At 54.7% G+C, this 20,137-nt stretch carries 26 protein-coding genes; 8 read left to right on the plus strand and 18 right to left on the minus strand.

Going from position 1 to position 20,137, the window contains the following annotated elements:
• Positions 1-234 precede the first annotated feature (234 nt).
• The 16 genes from ACYQ27_RS05135 to ACYQ27_RS05210 all read right to left on the minus strand — a co-directional run bounded on the left by ACYQ27_RS05135 (position 235) and on the right by ACYQ27_RS05210 (position 11,693).
• Positions 235-420 carry a MarR family transcriptional regulator gene (locus tag ACYQ27_RS05135; protein ID WP_456394560.1) on the minus strand — a complete coding sequence of 62 codons (186 nt, stop codon included), beginning with the start codon at positions 418-420 and terminating at the stop codon, positions 235-237.
• Positions 420-767, minus strand: coding sequence for a class II SORL domain-containing protein (locus tag ACYQ27_RS05140; RefSeq protein WP_456453661.1), 348 nt, complete (start codon positions 765-767; stop codon positions 420-422). The genes ACYQ27_RS05135 and ACYQ27_RS05140 overlap by 1 nt, the downstream gene beginning before the upstream one ends.
• A gap of 10 nt (positions 768-777) precedes the next feature.
• The gene (gene rd / locus ACYQ27_RS05145; RefSeq protein WP_456453660.1) at positions 778-939 is read right to left on the minus strand and encodes a rubredoxin; all 162 of its coding nucleotides are present in this window, start codon (positions 937-939) and stop codon (positions 778-780) included.
• A gap of 80 nt (positions 940-1,019) precedes the next feature.
• Entirely contained in the window at positions 1,020-1,535 is a 516-nt protein-coding gene (locus tag ACYQ27_RS05150; protein WP_456453659.1) for a rubrerythrin family protein, read from the minus strand.
• A 91-nt stretch (positions 1,536-1,626) separates the two neighbouring features.
• A complete protein-coding gene (locus ACYQ27_RS05155; RefSeq protein ID WP_456453658.1) occupies positions 1,627-2,709 on the minus strand; it encodes an NAD(P)/FAD-dependent oxidoreductase in 1,083 nt (360 codons plus the stop codon).
• Positions 2,710-2,718: 9 nt separating this feature from the next.
• Positions 2,719-3,258: a ferritin-like domain-containing protein gene (locus tag ACYQ27_RS05160; RefSeq protein ID WP_456453657.1), complete on the minus strand. Its 540-nt coding sequence runs from the start codon at positions 3,256-3,258 to the stop codon at positions 2,719-2,721.
• Between the two features lie 70 nt (positions 3,259-3,328).
• The gene (locus ACYQ27_RS05165; protein ID WP_460041804.1) at positions 3,329-4,558 is read right to left on the minus strand and encodes an FprA family A-type flavoprotein; all 1,230 of its coding nucleotides are present in this window, start codon (positions 4,556-4,558) and stop codon (positions 3,329-3,331) included.
• Positions 4,559-4,657: 99 nt separating this feature from the next.
• The gene (locus tag ACYQ27_RS05170; protein ID WP_456453656.1) at positions 4,658-5,110 is read right to left on the minus strand and encodes a peroxiredoxin; all 453 of its coding nucleotides are present in this window, start codon (positions 5,108-5,110) and stop codon (positions 4,658-4,660) included.
• Between the two features lie 46 nt (positions 5,111-5,156).
• Entirely contained in the window at positions 5,157-6,035 is an 879-nt protein-coding gene (locus ACYQ27_RS05175; RefSeq protein ID WP_460041159.1) for a thiamine pyrophosphate-dependent enzyme, read from the minus strand.
• The gene (locus tag ACYQ27_RS05180) at positions 6,032-7,744 is read right to left on the minus strand and encodes a 2-oxoacid:acceptor oxidoreductase subunit alpha (protein ID WP_460041160.1); all 1,713 of its coding nucleotides are present in this window, start codon (positions 7,742-7,744) and stop codon (positions 6,032-6,034) included. Before ACYQ27_RS05180 ends, ACYQ27_RS05175 begins: the two co-directional genes overlap by 4 nt.
• A 125-nt stretch (positions 7,745-7,869) precedes the next feature.
• Entirely contained in the window at positions 7,870-8,223 is a 354-nt protein-coding gene (locus tag ACYQ27_RS05185) for a DUF302 domain-containing protein (protein ID WP_460041161.1), read from the minus strand.
• 12 nt (positions 8,224-8,235) lie between these two features.
• Positions 8,236-9,537, minus strand: coding sequence for a cytochrome c biogenesis protein (locus ACYQ27_RS05190; protein WP_460041805.1), 1,302 nt, complete (start codon positions 9,535-9,537; stop codon positions 8,236-8,238).
• A 62-nt stretch (positions 9,538-9,599) separates the two neighbouring features.
• Positions 9,600-9,929 (minus strand): hypothetical protein, encoded by a 330-nt coding sequence (locus tag ACYQ27_RS05195; protein ID WP_460041162.1) that lies wholly within the window; start codon positions 9,927-9,929, stop codon positions 9,600-9,602.
• Positions 9,930-10,032: 103 nt separating this feature from the next.
• Positions 10,033-10,602 (minus strand): hypothetical protein, encoded by a 570-nt coding sequence (locus ACYQ27_RS05200; protein ID WP_460041163.1) that lies wholly within the window; start codon positions 10,600-10,602, stop codon positions 10,033-10,035.
• Positions 10,599-11,144, minus strand: a complete 546-nt coding sequence (locus ACYQ27_RS05205) for a nitroreductase family protein (protein WP_460041164.1) — start codon at positions 11,142-11,144, stop codon at positions 10,599-10,601. The genes ACYQ27_RS05200 and ACYQ27_RS05205 overlap by 4 nt, the downstream gene beginning before the upstream one ends.
• A 9-nt stretch (positions 11,145-11,153) precedes the next feature.
• Positions 11,154-11,693: a class I SAM-dependent methyltransferase gene (locus ACYQ27_RS05210; protein WP_456452336.1), complete on the minus strand. Its 540-nt coding sequence runs from the start codon at positions 11,691-11,693 to the stop codon at positions 11,154-11,156.
• 141 nt (positions 11,694-11,834) lie between these two features.
• Here ACYQ27_RS05210 and ACYQ27_RS05215 point away from each other — a divergent pair, with 141 nt between their 5' ends.
• The 7 genes from ACYQ27_RS05215 (at position 11,835) to ACYQ27_RS05245 (ending at position 18,449) form a co-directional block, all read left to right on the plus strand.
• A complete protein-coding gene (locus ACYQ27_RS05215; protein WP_460041165.1) occupies positions 11,835-12,803 on the plus strand; it encodes a ThiF family adenylyltransferase in 969 nt (322 codons plus the stop codon).
• Between the two features lies 1 nt (position 12,804).
• Positions 12,805-13,896: a tRNA uracil 4-sulfurtransferase ThiI gene (thiI, locus tag ACYQ27_RS05220; RefSeq protein WP_460041166.1), complete on the plus strand. Its 1,092-nt coding sequence runs from the start codon at positions 12,805-12,807 to the stop codon at positions 13,894-13,896.
• A gap of 49 nt (positions 13,897-13,945) precedes the next feature.
• The gene (locus ACYQ27_RS05225) at positions 13,946-14,470 is read left to right on the plus strand and encodes a ferritin (protein ID WP_460041806.1); all 525 of its coding nucleotides are present in this window, start codon (positions 13,946-13,948) and stop codon (positions 14,468-14,470) included.
• A 114-nt stretch (positions 14,471-14,584) separates the two neighbouring features.
• Complete coding sequence (sufC, locus tag ACYQ27_RS05230) at positions 14,585-15,328, plus strand: Fe-S cluster assembly ATPase SufC (protein ID WP_460041807.1); 744 nt, start codon at positions 14,585-14,587, stop codon at positions 15,326-15,328.
• A complete protein-coding gene (sufB, locus tag ACYQ27_RS05235; RefSeq protein ID WP_460041167.1) occupies positions 15,306-16,733 on the plus strand; it encodes a Fe-S cluster assembly protein SufB in 1,428 nt (475 codons plus the stop codon). Before sufC ends, sufB begins: the two co-directional genes overlap by 23 nt.
• Positions 16,733-17,833, plus strand: coding sequence for a SufD family Fe-S cluster assembly protein (locus ACYQ27_RS05240; protein ID WP_460041168.1), 1,101 nt, complete (start codon positions 16,733-16,735; stop codon positions 17,831-17,833). The genes sufB and ACYQ27_RS05240 overlap by 1 nt, the downstream gene beginning before the upstream one ends.
• Positions 17,834-17,900: 67 nt before the next feature.
• A complete protein-coding gene (locus ACYQ27_RS05245; protein ID WP_460041169.1) occupies positions 17,901-18,449 on the plus strand; it encodes a DUF998 domain-containing protein in 549 nt (182 codons plus the stop codon).
• A 14-nt stretch (positions 18,450-18,463) separates the two neighbouring features.
• On the opposite strand, the gene ACYQ27_RS05250 is transcribed toward ACYQ27_RS05245, so the two are convergent.
• On the minus strand, positions 18,464-19,090 hold the full coding sequence (locus ACYQ27_RS05250; RefSeq protein ID WP_460041170.1) for a cytochrome b5 domain-containing protein: 627 nt from the start codon (positions 19,088-19,090) through the stop codon (positions 18,464-18,466).
• A 9-nt stretch (positions 19,091-19,099) separates the two neighbouring features.
• Complete coding sequence (locus tag ACYQ27_RS05255) at positions 19,100-19,297, minus strand: YgaP family membrane protein (RefSeq protein WP_460041171.1); 198 nt, start codon at positions 19,295-19,297, stop codon at positions 19,100-19,102.
• Between the two features lie 92 nt (positions 19,298-19,389).
• Here ACYQ27_RS05255 and ACYQ27_RS05260 point away from each other — a divergent pair, with 92 nt between their 5' ends.
• A complete protein-coding gene (locus ACYQ27_RS05260; protein ID WP_456452102.1) occupies positions 19,390-19,947 on the plus strand; it encodes an Lrp/AsnC family transcriptional regulator in 558 nt (185 codons plus the stop codon).
• The last annotated feature ends 190 nt before the right edge of the window (positions 19,948-20,137 follow it).

Here is a 20,137-nt window from a genome sequence, read left to right on the forward strand (position 1 = left end):
TCACCTCCGGGGTACATAAATGTTTGCCCGTTTAGGCTGGTGTTTTAACAGTGGAAGTTTTATTATCTATACCCCAGTTCCCACCAAATATTGGGGGTTGCTCTTGAGGAAATTTACCCTTAAGAGAGTGCCCCATGAAGACATTCAAGCAAACAAAATACACAACCCAAAACATGATTAGGGGCAGTTATCTATACTCCTTCCGGGAAAAAAATAAAAATTGGGGGTCGGGATTCACTCGGCGGGGGCATAGTAGCAGCGCTTCGGAGAGATTATCTTTCCTTCCTTTTTCAGGAGCTTTATAGCCTTATCAACCTCTTTCTTGTCGATGCCTGCCATTTCTGCGATTTCCTTGCTCTTCAGCGGTTTTCCGGCTTTTTTGAGAACCTCAAAAACCAGCATCGGAGTTTCCATGGCCATCACTCCAGCCCGACCTCGTTCTCCCAGAGGCCGTGGATGTTGCAGTAGCTGAGTGCGTAGAGCTTGCCCTTCTTGGCAGTCCTGAAGAAGAACACTGCCTTTGGCTCGGTGAGCGGGTCGCCGTGGTTTGTAAATGCCACCCTTCCAACCAGCACCGGGAAGTTCTCGCCCTCGGGGTGGAAGTAGAGCTCTATCCAGGCGATGTGGTGCTCCGGGGTGTTCGGGTGCGGTATCTCCTTTCCAACGCTGACCTCGACCCTGACGAGGTCGCCTTCCTTCTCGTACTCTATAACGGGGACGTGCTTCTCCCCCTTCCAGTCTCCGCTCCTTATGGTTCCGCTTATCATCTCAACCACCTCATTCTATCTTTTCAAACATGTCCTTTGGTGCCCCGCAGAGCGGGCACACCCAGTCCTCCGGAAGGTCCTCAAACTTGGTTCCTGCATTGATCCCGCTGTCGGGGTCGCCCTCATCCTCATCGTAGATGTAGCCGCATACTATACACTTCCATTTGGCCATTTTTATTCACCGCTCTAATGTTATCAGTTCGACCTTATAAGGTTTGCGCCTCAAACCTGAGAAATGAAAAAACGAAAGATTCACTCAAAGACCACGAACTTATCGCCCGGGACGCCGCAGACAGGGCATCTTTCAGGCGCCTCGTCGACTGCGGTGTAGCCGCACACCGGGCAGATATAGACCTTCTTTATCTCGATGTCCTTTCCGCTCTCTGCGAGCTCCTTGGCCTTGGCGTAGAGCTCGGCGTGTATCTTTTCTGCCTCAAGGGCGTAGTGGGTCGTTCTAACTGCTTCTTTCTCGCCCTGGAACCCGGCGGCGTTGTGGAAGACCGGATACATCTCCTCGACCTCGTAAGTCTCGCCGTCTATGCCCGCCTGCAGGTTCTCGGGAGTCTTTCCGAGATGTCCGAGGGCCATGAAGTGGTTCTTGGCATGGACGAACTCAGCGTGGGCTATTGCCCTGAATAGCTTGGCTATGTTGGGATATCCCTCCTTCTCGGCCTGCTCGGCAAAAATCAGGTACCTCATGTGGGCCATGCTTTCGCCGGCAAAGGCATCCTCCAGAAACTTCCGGGTCATTTTCCTTTTCACTACCATCCATACCACCTACAAACGTTGCTGCACTAATATTTCCGTGCGTGGGGTATATAACGATTTTCCAAACCAGAAGTTTGATGAGACCTGCACTTCAGTCAATAGGTAGCCCCTCTTTGATAATTTTTTCGAGCCTCATGGCTTCCCTGAGGTCACCCAGGACGACAGCGCCGATGGCCTTCTCACCCTCGTAAAAGACCTTGGCCTTTTCATCGAGCCACTCACCATGTCCTTTCGTCTTTCCAATGAGGGCAACGCTGAAGTCGGCGAACTTGAAGAACGCCAATCTGAAAGGCCTATATCTCTCGTCGGCACCTTTAAGTATCCTGGCGAGAACCCTCGCCTGTTCTACCGTCCCTCTGGCAGTCCCCTCGATGGTTCCATTTAACTCCGCGCAGTCGCCAATGGCATAGACATCCCTTGCGGAGGTTCTGAAGCGGTCGTCTATGAGAATACCTCTTCCGGCGTGTATCCCGCTCTTTAGGGCCAGCTCCCTGTTGGGCACTATTCCGAAGGCACATACCTTCAGCTTTCCCTTGATGTAGCCCTTGTCGGTGCTCAAGCCCATCTCGTCGGCGCTTATGACGCTCGATTCCAGGTGGAACTCGACACCGGCTTTCTCAAGCTCTGCCTTGATTAATCCTGTGAGCTCTTCGTCCAGCCCGAGAAGATTCTTTCCCCTGTGCACCAGCTTCACGGTATAGCCGGCCTTGGCGAGGTTCCCGGCCAGCTCAAGCGCTATGAAGCCCCCTCCGAGGATCGTTATCTCGCCCTCCTCCTCAAGCCGCTCTCTTATCAGCTTTGCGTCTTTGAGGGTTCTGAGGGTTAGGATGTGCTCCCTGCCCGGAACCGCCGGCTCCCTGGCCCTCGCCCCGGCTGCTATGACGAGGGCATCGTAGGGTATCCCACCCTCCTCTGTCACGAGAACCTTCCTGAGCCTGTCGATCAGCTTTGCCTCGGCTCCAAGGAGCAGGTTTATCCCTTTTTTCTCGTACCACTCATGGGAATATGGAAAGAGCTTTTCCTCCGGCAGAAAGCCCGCTATGTAGTGGCTCAGCATGGGCCTGGAGTAGTGGGGCAGGTTTTCCCTCTCGACTATGGTCACGTCGAATTCTCTGCTCAGGTTCTTGGCCAGCTCAATGCCACCGGGCCCGTTTCCGACCATGACTACCCTCACACTGCCACCTCACGACCTCGCCCTCGGGCCGAGGTAGAGCTCGAACTGATTCTGTATCACCTGGGCAGGTGCGTTCACGTACTCTGGTCTTTCCCGGCTCATGTCTTCGAGGTACTCGGTATGGCTCCGTATTGATGCGTAGTGCGCTCTCTCCTGTGCGGCCAGGAAGCCAAATATCCCCCTGTGCTCCGGCAGTATCTCGCTCAGGTGGCTGTATATCCTCTCGGCGGTTTTTTCGTTGACGAGAGCGACCCGCATTGCTTCGATGAGGTTTGCCACGGTTTCCACATCCACGGAGGTCTCGGCAAACGGTATCCCCTCAGGGACGGTGTAGTCGGTATCCCCAAATAGGCTCTCGTGCAGTCTGAGCAGTATTGCCCTGTGCCCCTCTTCGGCCTTGGCCAGGGTTCTGAAAAACTCCCCGAGGAGGGCCCCGCTCTTTGATGCGAGGTGCTCGTAGAACCGTTTTGCGTCTTCCTCCGAAGCGATTGCATAGCCGAGTATCTCCCTGGGGGAGAGCCCGGCAAGTTTTTCAAGAACATCTTCCATTTACATCACCATTTTTCATGTTTTGCCTTGAAGTATTTAAACATGCATGGGGCGAAAAAAAGGAAAGCCCCTATGAAACCCATGCCACGAGCTTCCTAACGCCCTCTCTAAGTCTTTCCTCATCTTCTTTCCGGGGCATGCCGCGGCTCTCGACGGTGTCGACGTGGTTGAACCTGCTGCGCGTTATGAGTGTCTCTATCTTTTTACCTGCCACTCCTCCCCATCCAAAAGCTCCAACTATCAGGACGGGCTTCTCATAGTTTGCCTTGTCGACTATCTCATACAGGGTGTACCTTATGCGAGGGTGTATCTCGGCCTCGTAGGTGGAGGCACCTATGACGATTGCCTCGCTGTCCGGAATCTCACCCAGAATGTCGCTCACCGCGGGGGCTTCCTTATCGTTGAACCTGTAAACGACGGGCTTCTTGCCAAGCTTCCTTAGCTCCTCTATGACGATCTCCATCCTCCTCTCGACGAAGCCATACATGGAGTCGTAGATAACAAGAACCTTGTCCTTTTCAGGAACGCCGGCACCGACCTTCTCGTAGAACTCGAATATCCTCATCGGATTCTTACGCCAGATGAGCCCGTGGCCGGGGAGTATCATCCTTGCCTCCTCAACTATTCCGAGGCTCTTGAGCTTCTTGAGGTTCTGGACGATGTACTTGTGGTAGTGGCCTATGACGGTCACTATGTACTTCGTCACGTGGGGCAGGTACTCCCTGATGACCTCCTCGTCGCTGTCATCTATGGTGTTTGGTATTCCATAGCCGCCGCCGGCGTCGCAGCTGAAAATGAGCCTGTCCTCGACGACGTAGGTAATCATCGTGTCCGGCCAGTGGAGCCAGGGGACTGTTATGAAACGGAAAGTCCTTCCGCCGATTTGAATCTCCTCTCCGTCCTTTATGGCATGGAAGTTCTCGACAACCTTTTCTCCAAAGAAGCCCTCCATGAAGCGCTTGGCAAAGGTGGTTCCTATGAGCCTGGCCCTGTAGCCGTTGGCCTCAAGAACCGCTGGAATTGCCCCGCTGTGGTCGGGCTCCGTGTGGTGGATTATAATGTGGGTTATCTCCTTCGGATCAACGAGCTTCCGTAGGGTCTCAAGGAACTCTTCGGTGTAGTCCTTCTTCCAGGCGTCGAAGAGAACAACCGCATCGCCGGTCTTCATAAGGTAAGCGTTGTAGGTTATCCCCTCGGGGATGTCCCAGGTGGCCTCAAAGTACTTTATCCTCTCATCGTCAATCCTCAGAATGTAGAGTTCGGGTTCATCGAGTATCTTTTCGACCCATATCTCGGGCATTTTCACCACCGAACCTATTTGGTGCGGGAACATAAAAAGCCTTTCTTAACCAAAAAGTTAAGGACGAAATTGGGTAGGGTTAAAATTTTGAAAGGGAATTCACCCTCCCTCCAAAAGCTTGAATATCTCATCCAGGTCGGGCACTTCCCTTATCGGATAGACCTTGAAGAACGCAACCTTTCCTTCTTCGTCTATAAGGACGTTTGCCCTCTCTGAGAAGCCCTCCTTTTCGCGGAACAGGCCGTAGAGCTTCGCAACAGCTCCGTGCGGCCAGAAATCGCTCAGAATCCTGAGCTTTTTAAGACCGATGTGTTCGGCCCAGGCCTTCTTGCTCGGCACGGCGTCGACGCTTATCCCGACGGGGACGACGTTCAGACTCTCAAAGCGTTCGTAGTTCTCCTCCAGGGCCTTCATCTGCTTCTCGCATATCCCAGTCCACGCCAGCGGGTGGAAGGATAGCAGAACCTTCTTTCCCCTGAAATCGCTCAGCCTGAAATCCTCACCGTTCTGGTCTTTAAGAACGAAATCCGGGGCATATTCTCCAATCTTCATGATGATGCACCTCCAGTGCTCTCAAACGGGAAAAATGAAAGATTCCTCAGGCCTTCTTGCCCTCGAAGAACTTCTCAACGAGGTCGAGCTTCGGTTCGCGCTTCCACAGGGGCCTTTTGTCCACCCGGTAAGCCGGAACGCTTTCCTCAAATGTCGGCTTCTCGTTGACGTAAAAGATTCCCAGCGGGAGCGGATCCTCCTCCAGGGCCCTCTTGAATGCCGCCTCCCTGTCGTGCGGGTCATGATCATCCATCCAGTAGGTGTGCTCCCTGTACCAGGCGTAGGTGTTCACCTTGTTGAAGCTGACGCAGGGGTGCAGGATATCAACTATGGCTAAACCCTTATGCCGGATTGCTTTCTTGATTATCTCGACGCTCTCACGGAAGTAGCCCATGAAGGTTCTGGCGACAAAGGAGGCGTTCATCGCTATGGCCAAAGCTATAGGGTTGAAAGGCTCCTCAAAGACTCCCCAGGGCTGGGTCGGCGTCTTCATTCCGAGCATCGTCGTCGGCGACGCCTGCCCCTTCGTGAGGCCGTATATCTGGTTGTCGTGTATGAGGACGGTTATGTCGGGGTTGCGCCTTATCGCGTGGAGCAGGTGGTTGCCGCCTTCAGCGTACATGTCGCCGTCTCCGCCCTCGGCTATGACCGTCAGCTCGGGGTTTGCCGCCTTCACACCGGTCGCTATCGGTATCGCCCTGCCGTGGAGCGTGTGGTAGCCGTTGGCGTTGATGTAGTGTGGCATCTTAGCTGCCTGTCCGATTCCACTGATTATTGCCACTTCGCTCGGCTTCAGGCCAAGCTCAGCTAAGGCTGAGATAAGAATGTTCCTTATGCCGAAGTTTCCACAGCCGGGACACCAGGCGACGTCCTTGCTGGTCGGCCTCCTGGGCTCAAAGGCCTCCCTGCCGGTTGGAAGGTTCATTCTACCACCCCCTTCAGGGCATCAAAAACCTCTTCCACCGAGAACGGCCTGCCGTCGTACTTCAGAACCCTGTGGTGAACATCGACGCCGAGTTCTTTTTTCAGAAGGTCTGCGAACTGGCTGGTGACGTTGTTCTCGACGACGATTACCGTCTTGCCCTCGAAGAACCGCTTTGTCTCGGGGTTGAGGGGGTGAACCCAGCTGAAGTGGAGCAAAGCAACGTCGTCCCTCCCGAGCTCCTCAAGGGCCTCCTCAACCGAGTGGAGCGTCGAGCCCCAGGAAACCACGAGATACCTGGCGTTTTCACTCCCGATTAGCCTCGGCAGGGGTGCGTTCTTCCTTATCGTTTTGAGCTTTTTAACTGCCCTCTTCTCCTGCATTTTCCTTGTAAGCTCGGCATCCTCGGTAATATCGCCCCACTCGTCGTGCTCGTTGCCGTTGGCTATGACTACTTCCTCGCCGTAGCCCGGGACGGCCCTCGGCGAGATTCCGTCCTCGGTCAGCTCGTACCTCCTATAGCCTGGCCTTGCCTCGACGATATACTTCTCGAACCTCACCTTCCCCAGCTCTGGCTTTGGCAGGTTGTAGTATGTGTCCACGAAGTACTGGTCGGTGAGAATTATTACAGGAACCTGGTATTTGTCGGCCAGGTTGAAGGCCTCGGCCGTAAGGTAGAACGCCTCCTCCATGCTTCCAGGTGCGAGGATTATCCTCGGAAAGTCGCCGTGACCAGCGTGGAGGACGAGGTTTAGGTCACCTTGCATCGTCCTCGTTGGCAGGCCCGTCGCGGGCCCGGGCCTTTGAGCCAGGTGTATTACGATTGGGTTCTCCGCCATTCCTGCCAAGCTCAACGCCTCGCTCATCAAGGCGAAGCCCCCTCCTGAAGTGCTCACCATCGCCCTCGCTCCCGCAAACCACGCTCCGAGGGCCATGTTTATCGCCGAAATCTCGTCCTCGACCTGCTCAACGATTATCCCGAACTCCTCAGCCTTCTGTGCAGCGAAGGTCGAGACGCCAGTTGAGGGGCTCATAGGGTAGAAGCTGAGGAAGTTCATGCCTCCGGCGAGGGCACCTATTCCTACAGCTTCGGTACCGCTGAGGAGGATTTCGTCCTTAACCTTCTCGTCCCTTTCAACTTCCACCTTTATCGTCCCTTCCTCACAGAGCTTAACGCCCAGCTCGTAGCCTTTTTTAGCGGCTTCGATGTTTTTCCCGACAACGTTCTCCCCCTTGCTCCCGAAGCGCTTCCTTATGTATTCCTCGACCGCCCCAAAGTCGCCGTGGAAGAGGCCAACTATTAAACCTGCAGCGGTCGTGTTGATGTAGAGCTGGCTCCCCGTTTCGAGGGCGAGCTTCGTGAGGGGCACCTCGACGAGGTTTGCCCCCCCAAGAAACTCTTCCTCGACGTTCTCCCTCTCTCCGAGGACGACGGTCTCCTTGGAGAGCCTGTCGGAGACCCAGCTCAGGACGCCCTGCTTGAATGGGACGAGGATGTCTATTCTCTTTACGAAGGCCCTGACGCGTCTGGAAGAAACGCGTATCTCGGTGGTGTTTATCCCGCCTCTCACGCGGGACATGTACTCCTTGTTTGCATAGACGTGGTAGCCGGAGCGCTTTAGGGCGTAGGTCAGAATCCCCTCGACGGTCTGAATTCCCTGCCCGGCCGCTCCACCGAGAACTATAGAAACGTCCTCTTTAAACTCGGTCATATCACATCACTTCCACATAAGTTCGACTTTCGACATCATAAGGTTTGTGAATTAGGTTTATATAATTTTCTTCTGGAATCCTAAAACCCGGCGGGTCAGCAAAGAAGGGGAGGAAATAAAAAGAGTCAGAGCTCCTCTATGACTCCCCTGACGACCTCAAGGGGCTCCTTTATTATCTCCAGCACGTCGTCGGCGGTGTTTATGGCAACGTAGGTCTCGCCGTCCTTCCGGTAGAAGAGCACCGGGCAGGGTGCGAAGGAGCCTATCTCGTAGTCCTTCTTGGTCATCTCGTAGAATATCTTGGGGTTGCAGACCCAGAGTATTCTGTAGGGCTCCATATCGGCGCTGACCTTGGATCTGACGACGTCGCTCGGAGTAAACTCAAGGACAACCTTGTAACCCTTCTCCTCCAGCTTTGCCTTAAACTTCTCCTCGGCCTCCTTGAGACCCAGACTGAGTTTCCTCCTGTACCTGTACATCAGACCACCTCCTCAAATTGTTGAGAGCGATTCAAAGAGCGAGCTCCAGAGCTTGAGGGGTGTGAGCTCGGTCAGCATCAGCAGGCCAAGAAGTATCAGGATCACCCCAAGAGCGATTTCCCATCTGGCCCTGCTCCTTCCGCTCAGGGAGAGCCTTCCGGAGAGGAGCTTCCTGTTAACCCACTCGCCGAGGTCCTTCGATGCCGTCAGCAGATAAACCGTTAGCCCCATTCCGAGGCCGTAGGTTCCCATAACGATAACACCGCTCAAAGTGTCTCCGCTTAAAGCCGCTGTTATCACCGCGAAGCCGACGTAGGGGGCAATGCATCCGAGCCAGGTCGCACCTAACGCCGAACCCAAGACGAAGTCATACGCCAGGCCACTCTTTGAGGCCACCCTGTCGGTGGGGGAGAAGCTGAGGAGCCTTTCGAGTCTCACACTAACGCGCTCGCTCACGAAGCTCGCGCCTATAACAGTAAAGCCGATCCCACCGATGAGGTAGAGCGCCCCCTGTATCTGGGAGGCGTAGGAGCCAAGGCTGCCGACGAGGGCACCGAGCAGGGCAAAGGAGGCCACCATCCCTGCTATTATTGCCTCGACCTTCCTCCTAGCGAATGTGAGGGAGAGCGTGCCAACTATGACGGGCAGAACACAGGGTGAGAAGACGCTGACGATCCCGGCTGAGAATATTGGCAGGAGTACGGCCAGGCCGAGGTTGCTCTTTCCGCTGGAGGTTCTTGAAAGGTTCTCCGTCTGGGGCTTTTGTCCACTGGGCTGAGTGGTGGCCTGAGGTTCCTCCCCTTCAGTAGCTTTCTCCAGGAAGTATGCTAATCCATCGGGGTTCAGAGCGCCTACCGCTACCCCCTTCAGAACCATAGTCCCGTTAACGGCCTTGAAAACGACCATGGTTGGCGTTCCCGGGACTCCGACGCTTATCTCCTCTCCGGGCGTTTTGGGTCTGTAGTAGCCGGCGTTGTCCGGCTGGATGACTATCACCGGGCTGTAAACCTTATACCGGAGCGTCGTTATCGGGCGGCCTTTGTAGACATCCACTGAAACGAGCACGAGCCCGTTGAGTGCCTTTTCAGCGGTGGTAGTTGGGAAGACGCTCGTTTTCATGTACTGGCAGGCGGGACAGCTCTCAGAGTGGTAAAATACAAAGAAGTACCTCCCTTCGTTCGAGGAGACAAGCTCACGAAGTTCCTTTTCGGTCGTGACGTCATGAAAGGACAGGCTGCCGTATTTGACGGTTCCCGCGCTGACCAGCGGTATGAGAAGCGATAGGACTACCAGCATCAAAAGCGCCCTGCGCACCCTTTTCACCTGAAAAGAAGTTGGGGAGGGGATTGAAAAGCCTTTTTTTGAAGCTTTTTTCATCAAAACGTCATCGGGACGTAGCCCTCCTCAAGCCTTTCCGCTATTATCCTCCCGACGTACTCAACCTTTGTGTACTTCTCCAGAGGCCCCACAAAGCCCTCGACCTCGGCTATTCTCCTGCACGCCGTTGGGGTTCTGCCCATTTCTGCCAGCTTTTTTATCCATTGTATGAAGAGCTCGTCCCCCTCTGCCACCGCCCTCTCCGCCGGCCCGAAGAGTATGACCTCAACGTCCTCCACCCAGCCGTTCTTTATGGCATTGATCACCCACATGAAGCCGGGGATTGCCCTCTCATCAGCGCTCGAAATAATAACGAGAGCCTTTACCATAGTGCCATCCCCCGAAAACAGTCTCACGGGGTTTTATGATGCTGCAGGTTTATATTCTTTACTTTTTTCATTTTGAAAGGGCCAGCATCGGAAGACGAAAGCTCTAATCAACGGCCGCCAGATGTATGAGTAGGAAGATTGCGAAGAGGAGCGTTGTTGCTATGTGCACGGCCTTCCAGTAGCCAAGCATTCTGACGAACCTGAGGACGGCCGTTTTTTCGTGTCTCATTAAGGCTCTGGCCACCCTTCCGTAGATGTATCTTCCCACAAAGCCGCTTACGTTGAGAAGAACGAGGGTAATTCCCATTCCAAGCCCGCTCAGGCCTGCGGCTCCGGTATAAACCCCGCACGAGAAGAAGTGCACAAAGGCCAAAACAGAGCCTGTTATCGTCAGTGCATGGTGTATCTCAAGTGGGGTTACCGGGCCGAGGATGGTCAGGTATGGCTGTTCGGGTTTTATCTCAAATCCCCATTCACCGGACTTCCTGTGGACTATCATCATCTTCCTCTTTGTCAGCGCGTAGTATGCCACCCCCACCGCTATGAGCCCTATGCCTGCCTCGGCCAGGCCCCCGTAGCCGGCTTCATACTCCCCCTCCTCCTCATCAGCAAGCACCAGAGGGGAAATAAGGACAACCATGAACACCAGAACCAGCAGTGCCCTCAGCCTCATCCCCCATTCCCCCACGGCTCCCCAAACCTGTTGAGGCTCACCTTTTCCCACTCAAAGACCTCATCTCCACGGGGAGGCTTTTTCTCCGCGGGATAGCCGACCCCTATGATGCAGAGGACGCGGTAGTTTTCCGGAATCCTCAAGAGCTCCCTCACGTACTCCTCGGCCGTTTTGTCCTCATCGTGCATCCTGTTCCTTATCTGCACCCAGAAGGAGCTCAGCCCTAGGTCGAACGCTGCCAGCTGGATGTGTTCAGCGGCTATGCTCGCATCCTCCACCCAGACGTCGCTCCGGCTTTCGTCCGCCGTGACAACTATCGCCAGAGGGGCCGTTGCGAGGCCGGAAGCGCCAAGCTTCGCCTTCGAGAGGGCCTTAAGCTTTTCCTCCTCGTCCACCACTATGAAGTGCCAGGGCCTCCTGTTGAAGGAACTGGGCGAGAGGAAAGCTGCCTCAAGGAGCTTCTCAACGAGCTTTTTCGGAACGGGCTTGTTCTGGAACCTCCTAACACTCCTCCTCTTTCGAAGGACTTCAAAGAACTCCATGCGATCACCTCACGTTTTCGGTTTTAGAAGCATCAGATAGTGGTACTCAAGCTCCCTGTATTTCACCAATTCGAAGTTTTCGGCAAGTCTGAGAATATCCTCTGGGGAGAGCCTCTCCTCCACAGGGGGCCCAAAGGGCATCGGCTCCTTCTTCCACTCGGCCACGAGGATGAACGCCTTTCCAGCCCAGCGGAGGTACTCCCTCGGATTCTCCATCTCGTGGAGAACGCTGGAGAAAACTGCCAGGTCAAAGTCTCCTATGTCAGGGGGCTCCTCAGTAACTATTACCTCCACGTTCGTTATACCCTCCCGTCTGAGCCTGTCCTCAAGCTTCTCCGCCATTTTTGGACTCGCCTCTATGGCATAGACCTTTTTGAAGGCTTTTGCCAGCGGGACTGTTAGGTAGCCGGTACCGGCGCCAACGTCTACAGCGGCTTCCCTTTGAGGAACTTCGCCGACGGCGAACTCTATTGCCTTCTCCGCCGGAAAGACCTTCCTCCTCCATTCGGAGTCCAGCACAGGTGCATGTTCGGGACTGAAGCGGTGCATTTTAATCCCCTGTGTGGGTTAACCTAGGGCATAGAAATCTTTTTTGGTTGGTTCTGAGGGGGGCGTCCTGTACAAAATGCAACCTTTGGTTTCCAAAACCCTTTTTTACGGCCTGTAAAAAATCTTTAGTGGTGAGGCACGATGGAGATAAGGATGGACTTTTCGAGGCACTTCCCGATCATAGGAATCGAGGGACAGAGGAAGCTGAGCGAGAGCACGGTAGCGGTGGTCGGGGCTGGAGCCCTGGGGAGCTGGGAGGTCTACTTCCTCCACAAGCTCGGTGTGGGGAAGATAATCGTCATAGACAGGGACTTTGTGGACGAGAGCGACCTTCCCAGGACGGTATACACCAAAGAGGACGTCGGAAAGCCAAAGGTGGAAGTTCTGAAGGAGCGCTTTGGAGTCACCGGACACTTCGAGGATTTAAACCCTGGGACGGTGGGTCTCCTCGACGAGGCCGACCTGATAATCGACGGGACGGACAACATCTACACGAGGCAGGTGATGAACGACTATGCAATAAAGACCGGAAAGCCGTGGATTTACGTCGGTGTCCTCTCAACCTACGGCAACATAATGCCGATAATCCCCGGAAAGACCGCCTGCTTCCGCTGTCTGATGCCAAAGCTCCCCGAAAGGCCTTTGCCGACCTGCGCGATAGCCGGAATAATGAGCTACGTCCCGAGCTTCGCGGCATCGCTGGCCGTTGCCCTGGCGGCAAAGATTCTGCTCGGCGAAGAAGTTGAAAGCGAGCTGTTCTTCTTCGACCTCAAGAGCATGGACTTCGAGAAGGTCAAAATCCCAAGGAGGGAGGACTGCCCCGCCTGTGTGAGGAGAGAGTTCACCTTCCTGGAGAAGAGGATAAAGATAGAGCGCATGTGCGACGGCTCCATACAGGTGACGCCGCCCATGCCCATGAGCATAAACCTCGACGAGTTCGCGGAGAGGCTTGAGAAGCTCGGCATTGAGTACCTGAAGACGAGCCAGTTCATTCAGTTCGAGGACGACTACGCCGAGATACTGGTGTTCAAGACGGGCAGGATGGTAATCCGCGGTGCCGAAGACGAGAAAGAAGCCAAGAACTTCTTCGCCCGCTACCTGGGTGGTTGAAGTGATAATCGTGCGCTACGGCGAGGTCGGCATCAAGGGCGGCAAGAGGAGGGAGTTCGAGAGGAAGCTGAGGGACAACATACTCGCCGCTCTGAGGAGGAGGGGGGTAGACGGGAAGGCGAGGATAATCAGGGGGCGGATACTGGTCGATGCCCCCGACGAAACGGCCCAAATAATCGCCAAAGTCCCCGGCGTCGTCTCTGTGTCCCCTGCGAAGGAGATGGAGTACGAAGAGGTTCCAGCATACCTGAGGGGGGCTCTGAAGGGACTGAGTCCAAAAAGCTTCAAGGTCGAAACCCAGAGGCTCGACAAGACCTTCCTCAAGACCTCAGTGGAGATAAACCGCGAGATCGGGGCATTTATCGCTGAGAACTTCGGCTGGAAGGTCGACCTCAAAAACCCCGAGCTCGTTGTCGGGATAGAGATAATAGCCGGGAAGGCGCACGTGTTCCTCGAAAAGCTCAGGGGCGTTGGCGGCCTGCCGGTTGGCACGCAGGGAAAGGTCGTCGTCCTGCTCAGCGGCGGCATTGACTCACCCGTTGCCGCTTTCCTCATGCTCAAGAGGGGTGCAGAGGTCATCGCGGTGCACTTTGACCAGGGGCTGAACGCGAGAAACGTCGTCGAGAAGGTCGTAGACATACTTGAGGACTACTCCCCCGAGCCGATAGAGCTCATAGTCGAGAACCACTTCGAGATACTGAAGCCCTACGTCAGGGCCCTCATCAGGGCGAGAAAGCAGGAGTGGACGTGCGTCGTCTGCAAGGTGGCAATGCTGAGGCGCGCCGCTGAGATAGCGAGGGAAAGGGGCGCCCTCGGCATAGTGACCGGCGACAGCCTCGGACAGGTTGCCAGTCAAACCCTCTCGAACCTGTATTTTGAGACGATGAGCGTCCGCTTCCCGGTTCACAGGCCCCTTCTCGGCATGGACAAGGAGGAGATAGTGGCGATAGCCAGGAGGATCGGGACATACCAAGCTTTCCTTGAGTACCCCTACTGCGACTGCCCCTTCCGGCCGGAGAGGGTCGTCACGAGCGGGAAGCTTGAGGAGTTTCAGCGCGTGCTTGAGGTGCTGGAGCGGGAGGGGCTGGTATGAGGAAAGCTTTTAAAGTAACCGGGTGTAACTATACCCGGAGGTGGTGGAGATGCTGAGCGAGAGGATGCTGAAGGCCCTCAACGAACAGCTGAACAGGGAGCTTTATTCGGCCTACCTGTACTTTTCGATGGCGGCCTACTTCGAGGACATGAACCTGGAGGGATTTGCGAACTGGATGAAGGCACAAGCTGAAGAGGAGCTTGGCCATGTCCTGAGGTTCTACAACTACATCTACGACAGGAACGGCAGGGTCGAGCTCAAGGCCGTCCAGGAACCGCCCAAGGAGTGGGACTCACCGCTTGCTGCCTTTGAGGCCGCCTACGAGCACGAGCAGTTCATAACCAGACACATACACGAGCTCGCCGCCCTCGCTGAGGAGGAAAAGGACTACTCAACGAGGGCCTTCCTCGAGTGGTTCATCAACGAGCAGGTCGAGGAGGAGGCAAACGTCAAGAAGATAGTGGACAAGCTCAGGTTCGCCAGGGACAGCCCGCAGGTCATATTCATGCTCGATCAGGAGCTCGGCCAGAGGCAGCCCCAGCTTCCGGGACTCCTTCTTCAGGCGGGAGGCTGAAGTTCCCTTTTCCAGCTTTTCTCTGCCACGATGGAAATACACAGTTCTGCGAAGAAAGGTTTTAAAAGTGTACTTTTCTACCCAACCCCGTGTATAAAAAGAACGGTGATGCTCATGCTGAAAGTGAAAAATCTCCATGTTAAGGTTGCCGATAAAGAAATCCTCCGGGGAGTGGACTTTGAACTCGCATCGGGCGAGCTCCACGTCGTCATGGGACCAAATGGGAGCGGGAAGTCCACTCTGGCCCTAACAATCGCAGGACATCCCAAATATGAGGTTGTTAACGGGAGGATAGCTTTTGAAGGTGATGACATAACCGGGGCAAAGCCAGAGGAGAGGGCCAGAAAAGGGATCTTTCTGAGCTTCCAGCACCCGGTAGAGGTCGAAGGGGTGAAGATTATACAGTTCCTTCAGAGGGTGCTCAAGAATCTGAGGGGCATCGATGAGGTTGAGGCCTATGACATGATATTCAGAGCGGTTCAGGAGCTTGGCCTTGAGGGCTCAATTCTCTCCAGGGAGCTCAACGTAGGCTTCTCCGGCGGTGAAAGGAAAAAGCTGGAGATGCTTCAGGCTTATCTCGTAAAGCCAAAACTGCTGATCCTCGACGAGCCGGACAGCGGAGTTGATGTGGATTCCCTCAAGGTAATCGCCGGAGTAATAGCCAAGCTGCACAGCGAGGGAACCTCAATCCTCCTCATCACGCATTACGGCAGGATACTGGAATACCTGAACCCCCAGAGGGTGCACGTGCTGAAGGACGGAAAGCTGGTGGTCTCCGGCGGAATGGAGCTTGTAAAGCTCATAGAGGAGAAGGGATTCGCGGCGGTGGATGCTGATGGCACAGCGGTCAAGGCTTGAGGAGATACTCAAAGCCGGTTCCCTTGAGGAAATCCTCGGCACCGCCGTCCCGTACCCCAAGGAGATAGAGCTCAAAGGAGAACTGACAAGGGACATGATCGAGGAGCTTTCGAGGATAAAGAACGAGCCGGAGTGGATGCTCAGGCACCGCCTGAAGGCCCTTGAGCTGTTCCAGAAGCTCCCGATGCCAAGGTGGGTCGTGGGCATAGAGGAGCTCGACCTTGAGAATCTTACCCTTTACTCCAAGCCCGAGATTGGGAAGGAAGTGAAGGACTGGGAGGATTTGCCAGAGAACATAAGGGCAACTTTCGAGCGGTTAAACATTCCGGAAATAGAAAAAAGATTCCTCTCAGGACTTACCGCTGTTTTTGACAGCGAGAGCGTCTACTCCCAGCTCAAAGGGGAGTTCGAAAAGAAGGGCATAATCATGCTCCCGATGGAGGAAGCGGTTCAGAAGTATCCGGATATGGTGAAGAAGTACTTCGGCAGGGTCTTTCCGGCAGGGGAGCACAAGTTTTCCGCTTTACACCACGCCCTCTGGAGCGGTGGGGTCTTCGTTTACGTGCCGAAGGGAGTTAGAATTCCCTTCCCGGTCGAGGCTTTCTTCGTCATAGGCTCTGCGTTGGAGGGTCAGTTCGAGCACACGCTTCTGGTTGCGGATGAGGGGAGCTACATACACTTCATTGAAGGCTGCAGCGCGCCGATGTACAAGGGCTTCTCCTTCCACGACGGCATGGTTGAGATTTACGCCCACAAAAACGCCACCGTCAAGTTCACCACGATACAGAACTGGAGCCGCAATGTGATAAACTTCAACAACAAGCGTGCCATCATAGAGGAAAACGCCTACGTCGAGTGGATAGAGGGCAGCATCGGCAGCCAGATAACCTACACCTACCCATCGAGCGTCCTTAAGGGTGAGGGAGCGAGGACGGCTCAGTACGTAGTCTCGCTCAGCAACGGGCCCTTCATGAAGGATACCGGCGCTAAAACCTGGCACCTGGCCAAAAACACGAGCTCGAAGATAGTCTCCAAGAGCATAAGCGCCAACGGCGGGATAAACATCTACCGCGGGCTGGTGAGGATCCTCAAGGGCGCGAAGAACTCCACTGCCACAGTCTCGTGCGATTCGCTCATCCTCGACGAGGAGAGCAAGGCATACACCTATCCGCACAACCAGAGCGACGAGCCCACAGCAAGTATAATCCACGAGGCAACGACCGGGAAGCTCGGCGAGGACAAGCTCTTCTACATGAACTCGCGCGGTATAAGCGAGGAAGAGGCGAAGAGCCTCATAGTTCTCGGCTTCATCAGCGAAATCCTTGAGGGACTGCCCTTCGAGTACGTGGAGGTGCTCAAGAAGGTCATAGAGCTTGAGTTCAGCGAGGTCGGGGGTGTTGGTTGATGTTCATTGAGAGGGAAGCACTCGAAAGGCTAACCTACCAGAAGTACGGCGACAGCCCAACCATAAAGAGCTACACCAAGTGGAAGCTCTTCGAGAAAAACTCACCGCTCAGACTTCCCACCGAGGCGGAAGCCAAGAACGTTCCGATAAAGGGGCACGTCGTTTTATCGGGAAGCGAGGCCGAGTTCAGCCTTCCGTCCGGCGTTGAGCTGAGCGAGGGGACGCTGGGCCTTTCTCAGTCCGAAGAGTCGAGAATCCTCGGCTTCCACTTCTACGCCCTCAGGAAAGCGTACAGGCTGAGGATTACCAGAGACCTGGTGGAGCCCCTCGTCATAGTCTCCCACCTCTCAGCTAAGGCATTCATCAGCCACCACATAAGCATCGAGGCCGAGAACGTCAGGGCCCCGATAATAATCTACGATTTAGCTAAAGAAGGGACTAAATCCCTCGTGGTCGAGCTCAAAGCTAAGAACGCCGAGCTTGAGGTTCTGACCGTTGGAAGGCACAGCTCTTTATCCCACTACCTCCTCAGGGCAAGCCTCGGGGGAGGAACCAGAGTTAAGGCATTCACGGTCATAAGCGCCGGGGAGATGAGCCACCACCGCGAGGACTACTCCCTTGAAGGGGCAAAGAGTGAGCTGATACTCAGGGGCATGCCCATAGCCATTGGAAGCTCGGTGGATTACATCACCAACGTCCTCCAGTACGGCGAAAAGACGGTGAGCGAGACGAGGGTTCACGGCTTTTCATACGAGAACGGCTGGACGGTTCACAGGGGGGTTGCGAAGGTCTTTGAGAGCGCCAGGAACTCATCGAGCGGTGTGGTCTCCCAGATAACCATAATGGACGAGGGTTCACTCGGCGTCAGCGTGCCGATGCTTGAGGTCGACACCGGCGAAATCGAGTCGGCCTTCCACTCCTCGGCGGTGAGGCAGTTCGACGAAGATGCGCTCTTCTACCTGAGGTCGAGGGGACTCGACAGCGACGAGGCAATGAGCCTCTTCGTCCACGGCATTGGAGAGGCTTTGAGCAGTCACCTCGAAAGGCTCCGCGGCAAGGCCCGGGGGAACGTCGGGGAGCTCATAGAGGGGCTTCTCTGATATTTCATACTTTTTTAAGTTTTGATTTTCGGGAAAACTTTTATTTTCTCTGAGTCAAACTGATGTTATGATGAGGCATCTCAAATACTCCGGAATAGCCGGCGTTGTAGTGTACTGGCTCTTTGTGGCTTGGAGCATAAGCAGGAATCCATGGTTTTCCTTCTGGAAAAACGCCCTCAGCGACCTGGGTTCGCCAGAGATGGCACGCGCTTCATGGATATACAACTACGGCCTCATTGTCACGGCGATTTTCATGCTCGCCTTCTCGGTCTATCTGATAATCTCGGCGAAAAACAAGCTCCAGACAGTTGGAGGTGCCTACATCAGCATCTCAGCAATGTTTCTCGCACTCATCGGGGTCTTCCACGCCGGCACGAGGCCCCACTCCTTCGTCTCGACCTACTTCTTCGTCCAGTTTTTCCTGGGGATGCTCCTCTACGGAGTGGGTTCGGAAGATAAGGCCATCCGGTATGGTTCCGTCCTGCTCTTCGCACTCGCCCTGCTGGGAACCTTTATTCACTGGCCCTCGGTGGCGCTGATAGAGACCTACGAGATAGTCCTGATAATGGTTTTTATGCTGATGTGGCCAATCTTTCAGGAGGGGCGGAAAAAATAATAAATGAAAACCCATCAATCGTCTTTTTCCTTTCTCTTGGTGGCATTCTTTATCAAAGGCTCCCCTATTGTGCCGATGTAATACTGCTGGAGTACTTCATAATCCCTTTCAGTGTGCTCGTTGAAAAAGACCTCAGTCGCATTGGTGCCGCAGTATTTCAGTATTGCATCCCTGCCGCCGGGGTGGGTGTCTATCAGCGACGTGACGTTGTAGACCCTGTTTTCGACTACGACCCAGCAGTCGTTTTCGCTGCTGTGCTTTGCGACCTCTTCGAGGGTCAGAACCGTGCTGGCGGAGACGCTCGGGGGCACAGAGAGGCTCCCCTGGGGGATCAGCCAGGAAACAACCAGCACCGCTATCCCAATCGTCCACACCGATAGCACTGCTTTCCTGACCCCTGGCCTCTTCAGGCTCTCGAACCTTCCGAGGGCTATGTATATGCCCGCCGCTGCGTGGGCGTAGAACAGGGGGATGAAAAGGTACGACGCTATGGTGTGGGCTCTCCTGGCAGTTTCGTAGCTCATCAGCGACCCAAGGGTTGACGTCGGATCGTTCATTGCCAGGCCGGTTGCCACCAGCACCAGGCTTACCGCTATCAGCAGCTCCCCCGATGCTATGAGCACTTTGGTTACGCGCTTCACCCTTCCACCTCAGCACTCTTTGCAGGTACTTATACCCAGGAGTTTATAAATTGCACAGAAGCCGGTAAGTCCGGTCACCAGTGCTATAAGTCCAACTATCAGAAGCACGGTCTCGTAGGGCACGTTCATGCCCGCCCAGAGGCCGAGAAGGACAATGCCTATCACTATTCTGAGGATCCTGTCTACGGTCCCCTCGTTCTTCTCCATCAAAATCACCTCGATTTTTAGAAAATTTCGAAATGGTTATATTTATTTCCCAGGAAAATGAAGATAGAAGCCTTCAAAATGAAGGTGATTTTATGGACGAACGCGACCTGCTGATATACCGCCTGCTGAGGAAGAACGGCAGGATGAAGGTGTCCGAGATAGCGAGGGAGCTGGGGATAAGCCACCCCTCCGCGAGGGAGAGGCTTGAAAAGCTGGAGAGGCGGGGGGACTTAAGGGTTCAGGCACTGCTGAACATCAGGAAGAGGAACTTTGTCTCCGCGGTGGTGAACCTCAAGGTTCGGAGCATGGACGAGGCCGAGAAGCTGGCCGATGTTTTTGCAAGGTGCCCGAGAACGGTCTTCGTCGCCACGACAACCGGTAAGTACAACCTAAACCTGGCTCTCATAGCGGAGAGCTACTCTGCCCTTGAGGCTACCATAGAAAACACGATACGGCCTATGGAGTCGGTTAAGGAGATGGACGTCTCCCTCGGTTCGTCTCCGGCCTATCCAGAGTTCGTTGACTTCAAGCTGGAGCCGACGAGAAAAGTTGCCCCCTGCGGGAAGGTCTGCACGGAGTGCTACATCTACGGCAAGAAATGTATGGGCTGTCCGGCGACGGTCTATTTCAGGAAAAGGCTCCTGAGGTGAACACCGGGTGGAATGACTTTCCATTTTGCAGGTTTTTGTTTGCTTGTTTTCTGGAGGTAAGGGAAGGCATATTCTTTGAATTTTTCAGAAATATGTCCGAATCTCGAATGAAACAGGTTTGAACTGCTGTGCATCTGTGGAATCCGAAGTCATTTTCGGACGGGGCTTTCGAATTTTCAATTTGGCAAAA

It is taken from the genome of Thermococcus atlanticus, assembly GCF_054657855.1.